Origin of the sequence: Frigoribacterium sp. VKM Ac-2530 (genome assembly GCF_015350835.1) — a bacterium.
GTDB lineage: Bacteria > Actinomycetota > Actinomycetes > Actinomycetales > Microbacteriaceae > Frigoribacterium.
Window position 1 is genome coordinate 529,127 of the sequence record NZ_JADKSE010000001.1, and the last position, 14,800, is coordinate 543,926.

Annotated in this window: 12 protein-coding genes; 7 read left to right on the forward strand and 5 right to left on the reverse strand. The window is 72.8% G+C overall.

The window, feature by feature from the left end; genetic code table 11:
- Positions 1-82: 82 nt before the first annotated feature.
- Both ITJ48_RS02395 and ITJ48_RS02400 read left to right on the forward strand, forming a co-directional pair.
- The gene (locus ITJ48_RS02395; RefSeq protein ID WP_194612258.1) at positions 83-1,681 is read left to right on the forward strand and encodes an aromatic amino acid ammonia-lyase; all 1,599 of its coding nucleotides are present in this window, start codon (positions 83-85) and stop codon (positions 1,679-1,681) included.
- Positions 1,678-2,556 carry a MurR/RpiR family transcriptional regulator gene (locus ITJ48_RS02400; protein WP_370544739.1) on the forward strand — a complete coding sequence of 293 codons (879 nt, stop codon included), beginning with the start codon at positions 1,678-1,680 and terminating at the stop codon, positions 2,554-2,556. Before ITJ48_RS02395 ends, ITJ48_RS02400 begins: the two co-directional genes overlap by 4 nt.
- Before the next feature lie 17 nt (positions 2,557-2,573).
- Here the strand turns inward: ITJ48_RS02400 and ITJ48_RS02405 are convergent, their stop codons facing one another.
- Positions 2,574-3,242, reverse strand: a complete 669-nt coding sequence (locus ITJ48_RS02405; protein WP_123546071.1) for a LuxR C-terminal-related transcriptional regulator — start codon at positions 3,240-3,242, stop codon at positions 2,574-2,576.
- Between the two features lie 119 nt (positions 3,243-3,361).
- On the opposite strand from ITJ48_RS02405, the gene ITJ48_RS02410 reads away from it, so the two are divergent.
- Positions 3,362-3,643, forward strand: a complete 282-nt coding sequence (locus tag ITJ48_RS02410; RefSeq protein ID WP_194612259.1) for a GlsB/YeaQ/YmgE family stress response membrane protein — start codon at positions 3,362-3,364, stop codon at positions 3,641-3,643.
- Positions 3,644-3,751: 108 nt separating this feature from the next.
- Here the strand turns inward: ITJ48_RS02410 and ITJ48_RS02415 are convergent, their stop codons facing one another.
- The 3 genes from ITJ48_RS02415 to ITJ48_RS02425 all read right to left on the reverse strand — a co-directional run bounded on the left by ITJ48_RS02415 (position 3,752) and on the right by ITJ48_RS02425 (position 9,274).
- Positions 3,752-6,979, reverse strand: coding sequence for a hypothetical protein (locus ITJ48_RS02415; RefSeq protein WP_194612260.1), 3,228 nt, complete (start codon positions 6,977-6,979; stop codon positions 3,752-3,754).
- 240 nt (positions 6,980-7,219) lie between these two features.
- On the reverse strand, positions 7,220-8,623 hold the full coding sequence (locus ITJ48_RS02420) for a LamG-like jellyroll fold domain-containing protein (RefSeq protein ID WP_194612261.1): 1,404 nt from the start codon (positions 8,621-8,623) through the stop codon (positions 7,220-7,222).
- Between the two features lie 45 nt (positions 8,624-8,668).
- On the reverse strand, positions 8,669-9,274 hold the full coding sequence (locus tag ITJ48_RS02425) for a hypothetical protein (RefSeq protein ID WP_194612262.1): 606 nt from the start codon (positions 9,272-9,274) through the stop codon (positions 8,669-8,671).
- Between the two features lie 328 nt (positions 9,275-9,602).
- On the opposite strand from ITJ48_RS02425, the gene ITJ48_RS02430 reads away from it, so the two are divergent.
- Positions 9,603-9,992 carry a hypothetical protein gene (locus ITJ48_RS02430; protein ID WP_194612263.1) on the forward strand — a complete coding sequence of 130 codons (390 nt, stop codon included), beginning with the start codon at positions 9,603-9,605 and terminating at the stop codon, positions 9,990-9,992.
- Between the two features lie 186 nt (positions 9,993-10,178).
- Here the strand turns inward: ITJ48_RS02430 and ITJ48_RS02435 are convergent, their stop codons facing one another.
- Complete coding sequence (locus tag ITJ48_RS02435) at positions 10,179-11,765, reverse strand: Na+/H+ antiporter (RefSeq protein ID WP_194612264.1); 1,587 nt, start codon at positions 11,763-11,765, stop codon at positions 10,179-10,181.
- Positions 11,766-12,159: 394 nt separating this feature from the next.
- On the opposite strand from ITJ48_RS02435, the gene ITJ48_RS02440 reads away from it, so the two are divergent.
- The 3 genes from ITJ48_RS02440 to ITJ48_RS02450 all read left to right on the forward strand — a co-directional run bounded on the left by ITJ48_RS02440 (position 12,160) and on the right by ITJ48_RS02450 (position 14,797).
- Positions 12,160-12,303 carry an SDR family oxidoreductase gene (locus tag ITJ48_RS02440; RefSeq protein ID WP_228506358.1) on the forward strand — a complete coding sequence of 48 codons (144 nt, stop codon included), beginning with the start codon at positions 12,160-12,162 and terminating at the stop codon, positions 12,301-12,303.
- 152 nt (positions 12,304-12,455) lie between these two features.
- Positions 12,456-14,174 (forward strand): GAF domain-containing protein, encoded by a 1,719-nt coding sequence (locus ITJ48_RS02445; RefSeq protein WP_194612265.1) that lies wholly within the window; start codon positions 12,456-12,458, stop codon positions 14,172-14,174.
- Positions 14,171-14,797: a response regulator transcription factor gene (locus tag ITJ48_RS02450; RefSeq protein ID WP_194612266.1), complete on the forward strand. Its 627-nt coding sequence runs from the start codon at positions 14,171-14,173 to the stop codon at positions 14,795-14,797. The genes ITJ48_RS02445 and ITJ48_RS02450 overlap by 4 nt, the downstream gene beginning before the upstream one ends.
- Positions 14,798-14,800 lie beyond the last annotated feature (3 nt).

Below are 14,800 nucleotides of genomic sequence, written 5' to 3' on the forward strand. Positions count from 1 at the left end.
ATGAGTTGATCATGAATACTTCGTCAATGGCCCCGACGGTTCGTTCACGAGCCCGAAACAGCGAGGAGGCACAGTGGCGCCCATGACCGGGACGAGCGGCACCGACCGCGCTCACCGCATCGACCGCATCGACCGCATCGAGCTCGACGGCACGCCCCTGCGCGTCGCCGACCTCGTGGCCATCGCCGACAGGCGTGCGGAGGTCACTGTCCCGGACAGCGCCCTCGACCGTGTCCGCGCGTCGCACGAGACCCTCCTCGCCGCCCGCGACGCCGGCACCGTCTACGGCGCCAACACCGGTGTCGGCGCCAACCGCACCGTGGCGCTCGTCGACGAGGGCGAGGACCTGTCCGAGGAGGAGGTCCTCCGGGAGCAGACCGCGCACGGTCTGCGCCTCCTGCGCAGCCACGCCACCGGCATCGGCGAGGTCGAGGACGATCGCGTGACCCGCGCCGCCCTGGTGGTCCGCCTCAACCAGCTGCTCGCCGGCGGGTCCGGGGTCAGCCCCGCCGTGGTGCGGGGGCTGCTCGCCGCGGTCCGCGCCGACGCCCTCCCGACGTTCCACCGGACAGGCTCCGTCGGCACCGGCGACGTCACGGCCCTGGCCGAGCTCGCCCTGACGCTGATCGGCGAGCTGCCCTGGCGGTCGGGCACGGCCGAGCCGATCGTGTTCGCCCCCAGCGACTCCCTCCCCTTCATGAGCTCCAGCGCCGTCACCTTGGCGACGACCGCCCTCGCCGCCGACGTCGCGGCCCGGCAGCTCGACGCGGCCACGGTGGTCGCCGCCCTGAGCTTCCGCGCGCTGCGGGGCTCGGCGGAGGCGTTCGACGAGCAGGTGCACGCGGCCCGTCCGCACCCCGGGCAGGTGCAGGAGGCGGCACGCCTGCGCTGGCTCACGGAGCGCGTCGCCGGCCCGCCGGCCGGGGCGGCCCGCCTCCAGGACCCCTTCGGGCTGAGGGCCGCCCCGCAGGTGCACGCCCCCGCCCGGACGGCCCTCTCGGTGCTGCTCGGCGCCCTCGACCGAGAGCTCGGCGGCCCGGCGGAGAACCCCCTGGTGGTCGACGACGGGGTGCGGCACCACGGCCAGTTCCACCTCGCCACCCTCGCCTGGACGCTCGACGCGGCCAGGGTCGGGCTGCACCCCGTCTTCAGCCTGTCGACGAGCAGGCTCGGGCTGTTGATGCGGGCCGACATGACCGGCCTGCCGCCGTTCCTCGCCGACGCCCGGCGCAACGCGACCAGCTCGGGCCTGATGATCGTCGAGTACGTGGCGCAGGACGCGCTGGCGCACATGCGCGTCGACTCGGCCCCGGTCACGAACGCCAGCGTGAGCGTCTCGCTCGGCCTCGAGGACCACGCGAGCTTCGCCATCCAGAGCACGAGGCTGCTGACGAGCCTGGTGCGCTCGGCCGGCGCCGTGCTGGCCGTCGAGCTGTTCGCGGCCGTCCGCGCCCTCCAGATGGCGCCCGACCGCGTGGCCGGGACGCGCCTCCTGCCGGTGTTCGAGCACCTGGTGAGCCTGATCGACCCGTCGACGGACGACCGTCCGCTCGGGCCGGACATCGAGCGGCTGGAGGCCGAGCTGCCCGGCCTCGGCGCCGTGCTCGCCGACTTCCCCGTCCGGACGGCGCCGCCCTCGTCGCCGTCGACCCGCTCGTCCCCGCAGGAAGGGACCTCGTGACCGACTCCGCCAGCACGCAGTCGCTCGACCGTGTGCGGTCGTGGCTGCTCGACCTGATGCACGCCCATCGCCTCTCGCCCACCCAGCGCCGCGTGGCGCAGCACATGCTCGACTCGCTGCCGGACGTGGCCTTCGCCTCGAGCGTGGACGTCGCCGAGGCGGCCGGGGTGAGCCAGCCCACCGTGACCCGCATGGCGACGGCGTTCGGGTTCTCGGGCTGGGCGGAGTTCCGCGGCGCGGCCCGGGAGCGCGTCCTCTCCGGGTCGCCGAGCGACAGCCCGTCACCCGGCCCGGGCAGCATGCCCGCGGCCGCGCTCGCCCGCGAGCGGGACAACCTGAGCGCCCTCGAGCAGACCATCGCCTCCGACCGGATGACCCGTGCGGTCGACCTGCTCGCCGGGACGCGCCCCCTCGGCATCGTCGGCCTGAGGGTGTCCGCGTCGCTGGCGCACCACCTCGGCCACCTCGCCCAGAAGGTGCTGCCCGACGTCCGCGTCCTCGACGACGGCGCCTCGCTGATCGACGGCGTCACCCAGCTGCACCTCGACGGCGCGAGCGCGGTGCTGTTCGTCGTCATGCCCCGGCACCCGGAGGCGACGGTGCGGGCCGTGGCCCACGCCCGGTCGCTCGGGCTGGCCACGGTCGGCATCGTCGACACTCCCCTCGTGCCGTTCGCCGACCTGCTCGACGTCACGCTGGTCGCCCCGGTGGGCACCGACCTCGTCTTCGACTCGCACGGCGCCGTGGTGACCCTGTCCATCGTGCTGCTCGACGCGCTCGCCCGACGGGACCCCCGGCGCACCCAGGCGCGGCTCGAGGCGCACGAGGAGCTCGTCGCCTCCTGGGAGCACGACGCCCGCCCGCGGCCCTCGTAGGAGGCGCCCCCGACTCCTCAGGGACCGCCGAGCCAGTGGTCGATCCGGTGGTGGTCGGGGCGGAAGCCGTTCTGCACGCCCCAGAGCACGGCCTGCGTGCGGCTGGTCGCACCGATGCGCCGGTAGACCGACCGGATGTACGACTTGACCGTGTTCGGGCTGAGGTAGGTCAGGGCGGCGACCTCGGCGTTGCTCTTGCCCTGGGTGATCAGCGCCAGGATCTCCGACTCGCGGTCGGTGATGCCCTCGCGGCGGCCGGGCCAGTCGAGTCCGGGGGCGCTCGGCGCACGGCCCCGGACGTCGCTGACGACCTGCTCGCCTCGATGCACCGCCTCGAGCGCCTCCACGAGCTCGCGTGCCGTGAGGGTCTTCGAGAGGTACCCGTGCACGCCCTGCGCGAGGGCCGCCTCCACCAGCTCGGGGTGGAAGTTCCAGGTGTAGACGACCACCTTGCCGGCCGCGGGGTTCGCGACGAGCTCGGCGAGCTCGTGGTGGTCGGACTCGGGCTGGGCGAAGGAGTCGTAGAGGACGACGTCGACCTCGTCGGACAGCGCCGTCGTCGCGTCGATCTCGGCGACGACGACCCGGTCGCGGTACTGGTCGAACATGTGGGCGAGGCCGGCGAGCACGACGTCGTAGTCGTCGACGAGGGCGACGGTGATCGAGCGGGTCGGGGCGAGGGGCATGACGACACCATCCCACCCCGAGGGGTGTGCCGCCACACCTCCAGGGGTGGTCTGCTGAGCTGCGCGGCTCCACGGTACCGACGGTGCCCGTCGCTCAGCTCTCCCGGAAGGAGAACACCATGATCGGTCTCATCATCAGCCTGCTCGTCATCGGCCTCATCGCGGGGTTCATCGCGCGAGCGGTGGTCCCGGGTCGTCAGAGCCTCTCGATCGCCATGACGATCCTCCTGGGCGTCATCGGCTCGTTCGTCGGCGGGTTCCTCGGCTTCCTGCTGTTCCAGCACGACCCGACCGACGGCTTCTTCCAGCCCGCCGGCATCATCGGCTCGATCATCGGCGCGATCGTCGTCCTGGCGATCTGGGTCGCCGTCTCGGGACGCCGCAGCACCGCTCGCCGCTGAGTCCTCGGCCCCGCTGAGCCTGCCGCCCCGGCGGCATCTGCTGCTGAACGGAGGAAGGCCCCGTCGCGCAGCTGCGCGACGGGGCCTTCCTCCGTCCGGGGCCCGTCGTCAGTCCCCCGGGACTCTCTCCCTGGGCGAGCCCGTCACGAGCGCGGGTGCCAGCGAGGCCCGTCGCCGGGACAGGACCGCGGCGGTTCCCAGGCCGAGCAGCGCCAGCGCGAGCGCGAGGAGCACGCCCGTGACGAGACCGGGTCCCGTGTAGGCCAGGTCGGAGCCCGAGGCGCTCGCCCCCGACCCGGCCCCGATCGGCGTCGCGCCGGACGCGGCGGGGACGACCGGTGCCGCGCCTCCTGCGCCGCTGCCCGCGCCGGGCACGACCGGCTCACCGGGTGCGGCAGGGGTGCCGGGCACAGGCACGACGGCCTCGCTTCCCACCCGGTAGCTCGCCGTGGCGACCAGGCCTGAGCCTGCCCCGAGCGCGCTGACCGTGCGGACGCCCTCGGGCGCGTCGGGCGCGATCGCGCTGACCAGCGCGAACGAGCCGGCGGAGTCGGCGATCACGGTCTCGACGAGGCGCTCGCCCGCGTCGACGACCGAGACCGTCGGCGCACCGACGGCCGGGTCGGCCTCGGGGGCGATGGTCACCGCGACCGCCTCGCCGACCCGGTAGCCGGAGCCCGAGATGGTCAGCGACTGCCCCTGCTGGACGACGTCGTCGGACACCGTCAGCGTGCCTGCCTCAGCCTGCGCCTCGGCGCACGCGTCGCCCTGGACACCGACGGCCGGGGCCATCTGCAGCACCGCGGCCGGCACCGCGGGCGTCGCCGGCGTGACGACTGCGTCGTCCTCGCGCACCGTCACCCAGCCGAAGCTGTCGCCGATGGTCGAGCCCTCCTGCGTGTTCGAGATCGTCGCCCGGAAGCGCGTGGTGGCGGTCGGGCTCGAAGCGTGGTCGCCCGTCGTGGGCACGGTCACGACCTTGCAGGTCTCGCCGGGGGCGAAGGTCAGCGGTCGCATGGCGACGTCGACCTTGCCGCTCGGCGTGCCGATCGCGCTGAACCAGGCGGTGGTCGGGGCGTCGGAGGCGCGGCTCAGCAGCACCGGGACGTCCACCGACCCGAGGCCGTCGCCCTCCTCTGTCGACACGTCGGGCACGGAGAGGAACGGACGCGTCGACACGGCGGCGGTGCCGACGGTCGGCGCCCCGAGGAAGGACAGGTCGCTGAGCAGGGCGCCGCCTGCCACGCGCGGAGCCGTGAAGCGCACCTCTCGCACGTCGGCCAGGTCGACGCCCGCGAACGACGCGACCGGGATCTCGAGCTGCTGCATCAGCATCTTGCGGAGCGGCGCGCGCGTGCCGGGGAGCACCTGCAGGGCGTCGCCGAACTCCGACGCGGGCAGGCTCGCCGAGCCGCCCTGGCCGTCGACGAGGGTGACGACCAGATCAGCGCGGGCGGCCACCGTCTCGTCGGGGCTGACGCGGAACGAGAGCTGCTCGAAGCCGGTCACGTCCGTCGAGCCGCCGGGCATCGGCACACGCAGCTCCGCAGGCGCGGCCGTCGCCGAGGCGGGCTCGGTCCAGGTGAAGCGCAGGGACGGGGTGGTGGGGACCGACGGCGCGAAGTTCGCCGGGGTGAAGTCCGGCACCTGTGCGGACAGCAACGAGGTCGCGCAGTAGGGCTGGGTGCCGGGCACGGGGCGACCGGCGAGGCTGGCGCACCAGGAATAGGTGCCGGCACCAGCCACGCGCACGGCGGGGTCGGGCGTGGCGAACGTCTGCACGTCGAGGCGGGTCGAGGCGGGCTGCGAGGCGGTGACGCGCACGTCGGCGCGGCCGGCCGAGGCAGGCACCTCGTCGGAGCCGTCGAACATGGGCAGGAACTGCTCTTCGCCGCCCATGGTCAGGCGGAAGAAGGCGGACAGGTAGGCGGTGCCTGCCGCGTACTGCTCGTCGTCGCTGAGGCGCGCGGGCGCGGTGCCGTAGCCGCAGTCGGGGTCGAGCTGCTGGCGGTCCTGCGCGGCCCAGTCGTCGCTGGCCGAGAACGCGTACTTGCTGGGCGTCCACGTCGTGTTGAAGAAGTTGTGGTTCGTGCCCATCACGAGCACCGACGAGCGCAGCACGTCGTCGCCGTAGGCGAGCCGGGAGTCGTCGAAGAAGTGCTGGCCCTGGAGGTTCGACACGTCGCCGTCGCAGTACGGGAGCACCACGGCCATGGGCACGTCGGGCAGCGTCATGCGGCCGAAGTCGGTCGGGGCGAGCGGCAGCACGGCCTCGATGCCGAAGGGCTCGGGCAGCTCGGCGTTCAGCAGGGCGGCGCGCACGGCGCCGTCACCGCCGCGCGAGTGGCCCATCAGGCCGACGTGGTCGAGGTCGAGACGCCCGGCCAGCGCCGGGCTGAGCCCGGGCGCCGTCCCGGTGTTCGCCTGCTCGAGCAAGGCCAGGTGGTCGAGGATGAGCTGGGCACGGGCGACCGCGCCGTTGTCGTCGGACAGCGTGCCGTCGAGGGCGTTGATCGCGTTGGCCGAGATCGAGACGACCGCGTAGCCCTGGCTGGCGAGCACCTCGGCCGACGCCTGGTAGCCGAGCCAGCTCTCGACGTCGACCTGGTCGGGGCTGCAGGGCCAGGCGAGCGGGTTGCGGGTGCCGCCCGAGCACGAGGTGTGCCGCCCGTGCAGGTACATGACGACGGGCCGCTCCCCCGCGGCGCCGACGGGCATCGTGACGGACGCGCGCATCTCGCCGAGGCGGCCGAAGCCGCGGATCTCCGCCGCCTCGTCTCCGAGGTCGTAGTCGAGGCGCTCGGTCGCGAAGGCGCCGAGGGCGGTCGGGTCGGCGTCGAGGAGGCGCGAGGCCGCCTCGTCGTCGGGCACGGGCGTGGGCGCCGGAGCGGTCTGCCGTCGCTGGGCCGATCCCGCGGAGGAGCCGGCCGGGTCGGCCTCGCCGCTCCAGCCGAGCTCCACCGAGGAGGCGGTGGCCGCGGCTCCGGCGGCCGTCACCACGGTGAGGGTGAGACCGTCGAGGCTCTGCGTCGCGACGCCGAGCTCCACCCCGTCGGCCCACAACGTCGGTGCGGCGCTGCGCTGCTCGACGGGGACGTCGAGGGTCTTGGTGACGACGAAGCCGCCCGCGGCCGGGGTGACGGACCAGTCCGCGCCCTGGGCGAGGACGGTGACGGCCGGGGGCGCGGCGGAGGCGGGCGCGCCGAGCGCCAGGGTGCCCGCGGCGACGCAGAGCGTGGTGGCGACGGCGACGCGCCTCCAGAGGCGGTCGAGCGGTCGGTCGCCGAGGGGGCGGGAAGCAGGCCTGCGGGCAGGCCGAGAGGATGACGAGGGCACGGATCTCCTGTTTCAGAGGGGAAGGAGCGGGACGGGTCGTCCACCCCGGGACGTGGGCGGCGTGCTCTCCGACGAACCGAACAGGGTGGATCCAGAGGAACCATAGGGGCGATCCACAGGTACGGACGGGCCTTTGTATACAACTTAAACACCGTCGTAACGGCCCTGAAACGCAGCCTCACGGCAGCACGGGATCGCGCCCACGTCGACGCCGCGGACGATGTGCCGTCGTGTCCTGCCTCAGCGGCCGGCGGCGTGGTGCGCAGTCACGTCGGCGGCCGACAGAGCGACGTCGTAGACCGTCGTGTTCTCGAGGTCACCTCGGAAGTGCGGGCTGGACGGCGCCTCGGGCCAGACTCCGCCCACCGTGTCGTAGCCGATGCGCCACCATCCCAGGAAGTTCTCCGCCGCGTTCTGCGGCGAGGACGCCACCTGTGTCCCGTCGACGTACATGACCATGCCGGACCCGTCGAGGGTGACGGTGGCGAGGTGCCACGCCCCGTCGGCGTAGGAGGCGGTGCTCGACATCGTGTACTGCTGGCCGCTGTACACGCCGAAGACGAGGGTGCCCCGGTTCGTGAGGTAGAGGTGCCGGTCGTACTGGGTCGACGCCCCCGCCTGGCTGTTGCCGAAGCCGACCAGCTTGCCGCCGGAGGTCGTCGTCGTCCGGAACCACGTCTCGATCGAGAAGACCTGGGGGGCCCGCAGCCGCTCCGCTGTCGTCACCTGCCCTGCCACCCCGTCGAGCGTCAGCCACGGGCTCGCGCCGGACGCGCAGTTCCCGCTCTGGATGGCCGCGCCCTGCGTGAGCGTGCCCGCCCGCCCGTTGCCGCTGCTGTCCCGCAGCGACGTCCCGACGCCGTCGTTGTACTGGTAGGCGAAGTGCGCCTGTGCGGCGACCGGGCGGTCGAGGCAGGCGAAACGGGACGTGGCGAGGCTGCTCGCCGTCGAGGTCGTGCCCGCGAACGCGGAGTGGCTCGAGCCCACCACGAGCACCAGGACGGCGACGCCGCCGACGACGGCGAGCACAGTCCCCGACGCCCTGGCTGCCCAGGCCCGTGTGGTCATCGGGGCACGCGCACGATGGCGGGACGGGCCGAGTGGGTCGACCACGTCCTCGCCGTCCCTCGGCTCGAGTCGGGTCAGGGCGATCAGGATCAGCACGACCAGCGACGCCAGCAGGCCGCCGGCCACACGGTCGCCGCCGTGCCAGAGCATCGGGGAGCCGACCGCGGGCACGAGCAGGACGCCCACGCCGTGGACGTCCTCGACAGGGACCGGGCTCGAGTCGGCCGCCGCGTTGGCGTCGCCCTGCAGCCGGAGCCCGTCGGCGGTGCTCTCGACCAGCCGGTGCAGCCGCAGCTCGCCCGGTCGGTCGGGGTCGTCCACGAGCAGGACCTGCCCGGGGACGAGCTCGTCGGCACCGAGGGGCATCGCCACGACGACGTCGCCCGCGACGATCGTCGGCGCCATCGACCCCGACACCACGGTCGTCGGCGACCAGCCCCAGAGGGCCGGCACGGCTGCCCAGAGGAGGAGGCACACGGCCGTCGTGAGGACCACCCGCGCACACGTCGCGACGCACAGGGCACCCCAGAAGGAGAAGGCAGTGCGACCGTGCTGCAGCGTGGTGGTCGTGGTCATGACAGAGCTTCCCGCTCTCGGTGGTCGACCGGGGTCGACCACGGGTCAGCGGGTCTGGGCCTCCCAGGTGAAGGCGAGGGCAGCACGGGAGTCCTGCCCGGTGTTCGGGGTGGCCGAGCTCAGCGTGTAGGTGAACTGGAACGAGCGCGACTCGGGGGCGGTGCCCGACGGCGACCAGGTCGACGCACCGGTCGCGTAGCCGGTGCGCTGCCCCGCGAAGTCCGCGAGCGTGCCCGACCAGACCTGGGCGTCCTGGGTCACCGGCGTGAACCCGTCGCACGACGCGCTCGACCCGCCGGTGCCCTGCACGATGCGCAGGTCGAGGTAGGACGAGAGCGAGTTCGTCGTCGTGGCCGAGGTGCCGTAGAGCCTGACCGCCGACGGCAGGGTGCCCTTCGACGTGACGGTGATGCACTTGGTCCCCGTGTCGCCCGGCTTCAGGCCCGACGCCGAGAACAGGGCGACGTCGGAGTCGTCGTCCGAGAGCTGGACGGTGCCGGTCGACCAGTTGCTGGTCGGGTTCGACGTGGTGGCGGAGAACGCCGAGTACGAGGCGGTCGAGATGATCGCGCCGGAGGCGATCACGGCGACGGGCAGGGCTGCCCAGCGGGCACGGCGCGTCCAGCGGGCGCGGCTGATCGTTCGGGACATGTCGGGAGGTCTCTCGGGTAGCGCCTCGGGAGCCCCCGGTGGTGCCGGTCGGGGAGGGACTCGCGAGGGTCGGCACGGTGCCGATGACGTGACGGTACCGACGGGTCGCCAGGGCGGTAAGGGGTCGGGTGTCCCCAAAGATGGGGATGCCGCTGTACCCCGCGCCTTTCTGCGCCTCCTCCGCCACGCGGCCCAGCGCCGACACTCGTTCTGCGTACGTCGTCCCCTCGAGGCCACACTGGAGCTGGCGACGAACTCGTGCCGGCGGACGCCGTGACGGCACGGCTTGTCGCAGACCACCCGAACTCGAGAACGGGAGCCCCTCACCGTGATTGACCGACACCTGCCGGAGGGCGTCGACGACGTCGCCTTCGCCTACTTCGAGCGCGAGGTCCGGAACTCGTCCGCCGACCCTCGCGTCCTGCGCCATGTCCCTGAGCACGTCAGGGCGAGGCTGCCGTTCCGTGCACGCCGACACGAGGCATGGGCCTGGGCCCGCGACGACTTCAAGGGCTACCCGACCGAGTCGTTCATCGAGCTGTGGACCTGGCTGCGATCCCTCGGCGTGCTGCGCTCGCCGACATCGGACGAGAGGGCCGCCATGGCCGAGGCACGAGAGCTGACGGGTGCCGACCTCCCCACGGGGAGCGACGTGGTCGACGTCGACCGGCTTCGCGAGATGTTCCCCGCCGTGCACGAGGAGCTCATGCGCCAGTGACGACGGTGGCAGACGACGTCGACATGACGTCGTCTGGAGCGACCTGCCGCAAAGCGAGAGAGATCAGTGCCTCAGTCGCTCCCCCGAACCGGTTCGCCGGTGATCCGCGGTCCGATCGCTCTCGAATTCGAGATAGACACCCTCGGCAGCGAGCCAGGGTCCGTGAGAGGGCCCGGGTCTCCTGCCCTAGTCGGACAGCTCGCCCGGGGCGAGCCGCACCTCCTCGGCGTCGAGCCTCGCCTGCACCTGGCGCAGCACCGTGTCGTCGATCCGCCCCTCGTCGCGGAGACGGACGACGGTGCCGCGCTTGCGGTGCAGCAGCTCGAGCCGCAGCTCCCGGTACTGCTGGTCGCGGCGCACGTCGTCGTCCTCCTCGGCCGAGACGTCGCCGGCCTCGACGACGCGCAGGTGCGCCTCCTGCTCCTCGCGGGCACGGTCCTCGACCTCCTGGTCCACCTCGAGGTCGCGGGCGACCTCGGCGAGGGCGTCCAGCGCCTCCTCGGCTGCGGTGGTCTCGGCGAGACGGCGCTCCTCGACGACGCCGGTGTCCTCGGGCAGCGACGCCCAGCGGACGACGGCGGGCAGCAGCAGCCCCTGAACGACGAGCGTGACCACGATGACGCCGGAGGTGACGAAGACGATCATGTCGCGGTCGGGGAAGTCGTTGCCGGTCGTGAGCACGAGCGGCACGCCGAGCGCCGCCGCGAGCGACACCGCTCCGCGGAACCCGGACAGCCCGCTGAGGACCCGTGCCCGGTCGCTCACCCGCCGGAGGCGCTGCTGCGGCCGCCGGTCCACGGCCCGGATCGTGTACGCCGCGACGAACAGGAACGCGATCCTGACCGCGATCAGCGTGACGCTGATGACGACCACCGACAGGACGCCGGTGGCGACCAGTCGCCCGTCCAGTCCCCGGACCGCCGTCTGCAGCTCGAGCCCCACGAGCACGAACAAGGAGGCGTTGAGCAAGAAGGTCGACAGGCTCCAGAACGCGTCCGACTGGCGCCGTGTCGCGGCGCGGTCCCGTCGCGGTGCTGCCTGGCTCAGCGCCAGGCCCGCGATGACGACCGCCAGGACGCCGGACGACTCGACCGACTCGGCGACGAGGTAGGCGACGAACGGGGTCAGGATGGTGATCACCGTCTCCTGCAGCGGGTCGTCCAGGCGTGCCCGGACGCGCTTCACCGCCCAGGCCAGTGCCAGCCCGATGAGCACGCCTCCCCCGTAGGCGAGCAGGACGAGCCAGCTGATCCGCAGCGGCGTCGCCTCGTCCTCGCCCACGACGACCGCCACCGCCAGCCCGTAGATGACGAGCGCGGTGCCGTCGTTCACCAGGCTCTCGGCGCGCAGCGTCGTCACCGTGCGCCGCGGCAGCGACCTCGTGAAGGCACCGACGGCGGTCGCGTCGGTCGGGGCGACGGCAGCGCCGAGCACCCAGGCGGGACCCCACGGCATGCCGAGGAGGTGCGCGACGGTCGCCACCGCGGCCGCCGTCGCCACGACGAGCACCGTGCTCGTCAGCACGATGCCCCGGAGGTTCGCCCGGATCTCGCGCAGCGACGTCGTGAGGCTCTCCCAGAACAGCAGCGCCGGGAGGAAGAGGAAGAGCACGACCTCGGGCGGCAGCTGCACCTCGCGCAGGGCGGGCACGAATCCGAGCAGGATCCCGCTCGCGAGCAACAGGATCGGCGGGGCGACGTGCAGGCGACTCGCCAGGCCGCTGCAGATGAGCACGGCGGCGCCGAGCACGACGACGATCTCGAGACCGAGCACGGTGGTTCCTCACAGACGAGCGGGCCCTGGTGACCCGCGCACCCGACACAACTCGGTTCCCGGGCCGCCTGACACGCCTTGACAGTGCCTGTGTGACGGGTACTTCAGGGACCTCCCTCCGTGGCCTCCCGGGTGACGGGACGGATGTCGATCGTCTCGTCCCGGGAGAGCAGATGGACGAGGGCGATTTCGACCACTCGGCGCCGCCGAACAGCGCCACGAGCACAGGGCGCTGAACGCCGCGGAAGAGGAGCCGGCCTAGGGAGCAGGCCCCGATCGGGAACGTGGCCAGCAACAGCACCGCCCACACCACCGTGGCCGCAGCGGCCAGCGGGGCGCCCACGACGTTCCTCGGCATCCGACTCCCCTGACGGCGGGGATCACGGCGTCGCAGCTGCAGATCCCGCTGAACCGCGCAGCCGCGCCCGAGGAGGTGTCGCACCTGATCGTGTATCCCGCATCGGAGGAAGCCGCCTACATCACCGGTGCGGAATTCGTCATCGACGGCGGACTCACGGCAGGCGTCCCGCACGGGTGACCCGGCCCCTCGTCCGTCGTCGAGTCCAGATCCTCGCGGCGTCGTCGTCCACCCCCTATGGTGGGCCACCCGGCCCAGACCCCGCTCGGGAGCGTGACAGGACGCCACGATCCGTCGCGACTCGCTGGTCGACGCCGAGAGGGAGTCATCGCATGACACCACCGCACGGACTCGCCTTCCCCGACGGCCCCCGGACCGAGCTCGACGCCGCCCTGTCGACCCTCGTGTCCAGCGCTCGACGGGTCTCGGAGACGCAGGGGCGCCTCCGCGGCCTCCTCAAGGCCAATCGCGTCGTCGTCGGGGAACTCGACCTGCCGACCGTGTTGTCCACCCTCGTGAGGGCCGCCGTCGACCTCGTCGGGGCCCGCTACGGCGCGCTCGGGGTCATGTCGCCCGAGGGGGGCCTCGAGCAGTTCGTCCACACGGGCATGTCCGACGAGCTCGTCGCGCGGATCGGCCGGCTGCCCGAGGGGCACGGCCTCCTCGGCGCCGTGCTGACCGAGGGCGCGACGGTCCGGTCCGCCCACTTGTCGGGAGACGTGCGCTCTGGAGGCTTCCCCGCGGGCCACCCGCCGATGGAGTCGTTCCTCGGCGTGCCCATCCGAGTTCGAGGCGAGCTGTTCGGCAGCCTCTACTTCGCGGAGAAGGCGGTCGGCGACTTCACGGCCGAGGACGAGGAGCTGCTGTCCTCCCTCGCCGGCACGGCAGGTGTCGCCATCGACAACGCTCGACTGTTCGCCGAGACGAAGCGGCGTCAGGCCTGGGCCGCCGCGTCGACCGAGATCGCCACGGCACTCCTCTCCGATGACGCCACGGCTCCGCTCGGGCTCCTCGCCGATCGGGTCGTGACACTCGCCGGCGCGGATCTGGTGTGCGTCGTCCTGCCAGCGACGACGACGACCGTCATCGTCGACACGGCACGAGGCCGTCTGGCGGACGATCTGCAGGGCCTCGTCGTCCCCGCCGAGGGAACCCTCTCCGGCCGGGCCCTGCAGACTCACGAGACCCTCGACGTCGCCACCATGCAGACGGTCGCCGAGGTCGCCGGCCGGCCCCTGCTCCTCGGCCCCACCATCGCCGTCCCGCTCGAGACAGCGGACACGGCGCACGGCGCCCTGATCGTCTCGAGGGCGGCAGGGAGCGCCCGATTCTCAACCGCGGACATCGAGATGATCACCGACTTCTCGCGCCAGGCGACCCTCGCGATCGACATCGCGGAGGTCCGGCGCGACCGCACGCGCCTGGAGCGCGTCGAGGACCGCGGTCGCATCGCCCGCGACCTGCACGACCACGTCATCCAGCGCCTCTTCGCCGCCGGCCTCGACATGCAGGCATCTCTCCGGTCCGGAGTGGACCACGCCACGGCGACGCAGCTGGAACGGCACGTCGACATGCTCGACGCCGCGATCGCGGAGATCCGCACCGCCATCTTCGCCCTCGCTCCCCCGCGGCGCGCGGGCCGCTCGTCACTCCGCCATCGCGTCATCGACCTCCTCGCCGAGCTCAGCCCCGTCTTCGAGGCGACCCCGCGGCTCGCCTTCGCCGGCCCTCTCGACCTCATGGTGCTCGACGAAGTCGTCGACGACGTCATCGCCGTCGTCCGCGAAGGCCTCAGCAACGTCGCCCGCCACGCCGAGGCGATCCGGGTGGCGGTCACCGTGACCGTCGCCGACGACCACGTCGAGGTGCAGATCACCGACGACGGGATCGGCCTGCCGTCGGGCCGCGACGACAGCGGGTTGGCCAACCTGGCCGTGCGCGCGGCGAAGTGGCAGGGAACGATGGTCGCCGAGAGGCGCCCAGAAGGAGGCACCGTGCTCACCTGGACCGCGAACACCACGGTCGTCACACCCCCGAGGAGCACGTCGTGACCCGCGTGTTCCTGGTCGACGACCACGAGGTCGTCCGTTCTGGCGTGGCTCACCTGATCGACTCCCACGACGACCTCCAGGTCGTCGGCGAGGCAGGCACCGCCGCCCAGGCCCTCGTGCGGATCGCCGCGACCCTCCCCGACGTCGCCGTCCTCGACGTCCGGCTGCCCGACAGCAGCGGCATCGACCTCTGCCGCGACGTCCTCTCCGCCCACCCCGACATCCGGTGCCTCATGCTGACCGCGTTCGACGACGACCAAGCCAGCGTCGCCGCCGTCCTCGCCGGCGCAGCCGGGTACGTCCTGAAGGACATCCGCGGCGATCGCCTCATCGACTCGATCCGCCAGGTCGCGGCGGGCAAGCTGCTGGTCGACCCCCAGATGTCCCGTCGTGTCGTCGCGTCCATCACCGACGGCCCGCACACGCCTGAGATCGCGCTCTCGAAGCGCGAGCACGACGTCCTCGAGCTCATCGCCGAGGGCATGACCAACCGGCAGATCGGCGAGGTGCTCGGCCTCGCCGAGAAGACCGTCAAGAACTACGTGTCGGGGCTGCTGCGCGCGCTCGGCATGGAGCGACGCACCCAGGCAGCCGTCTACGGAGCGACCCTCCGGAAGGACTGAGAC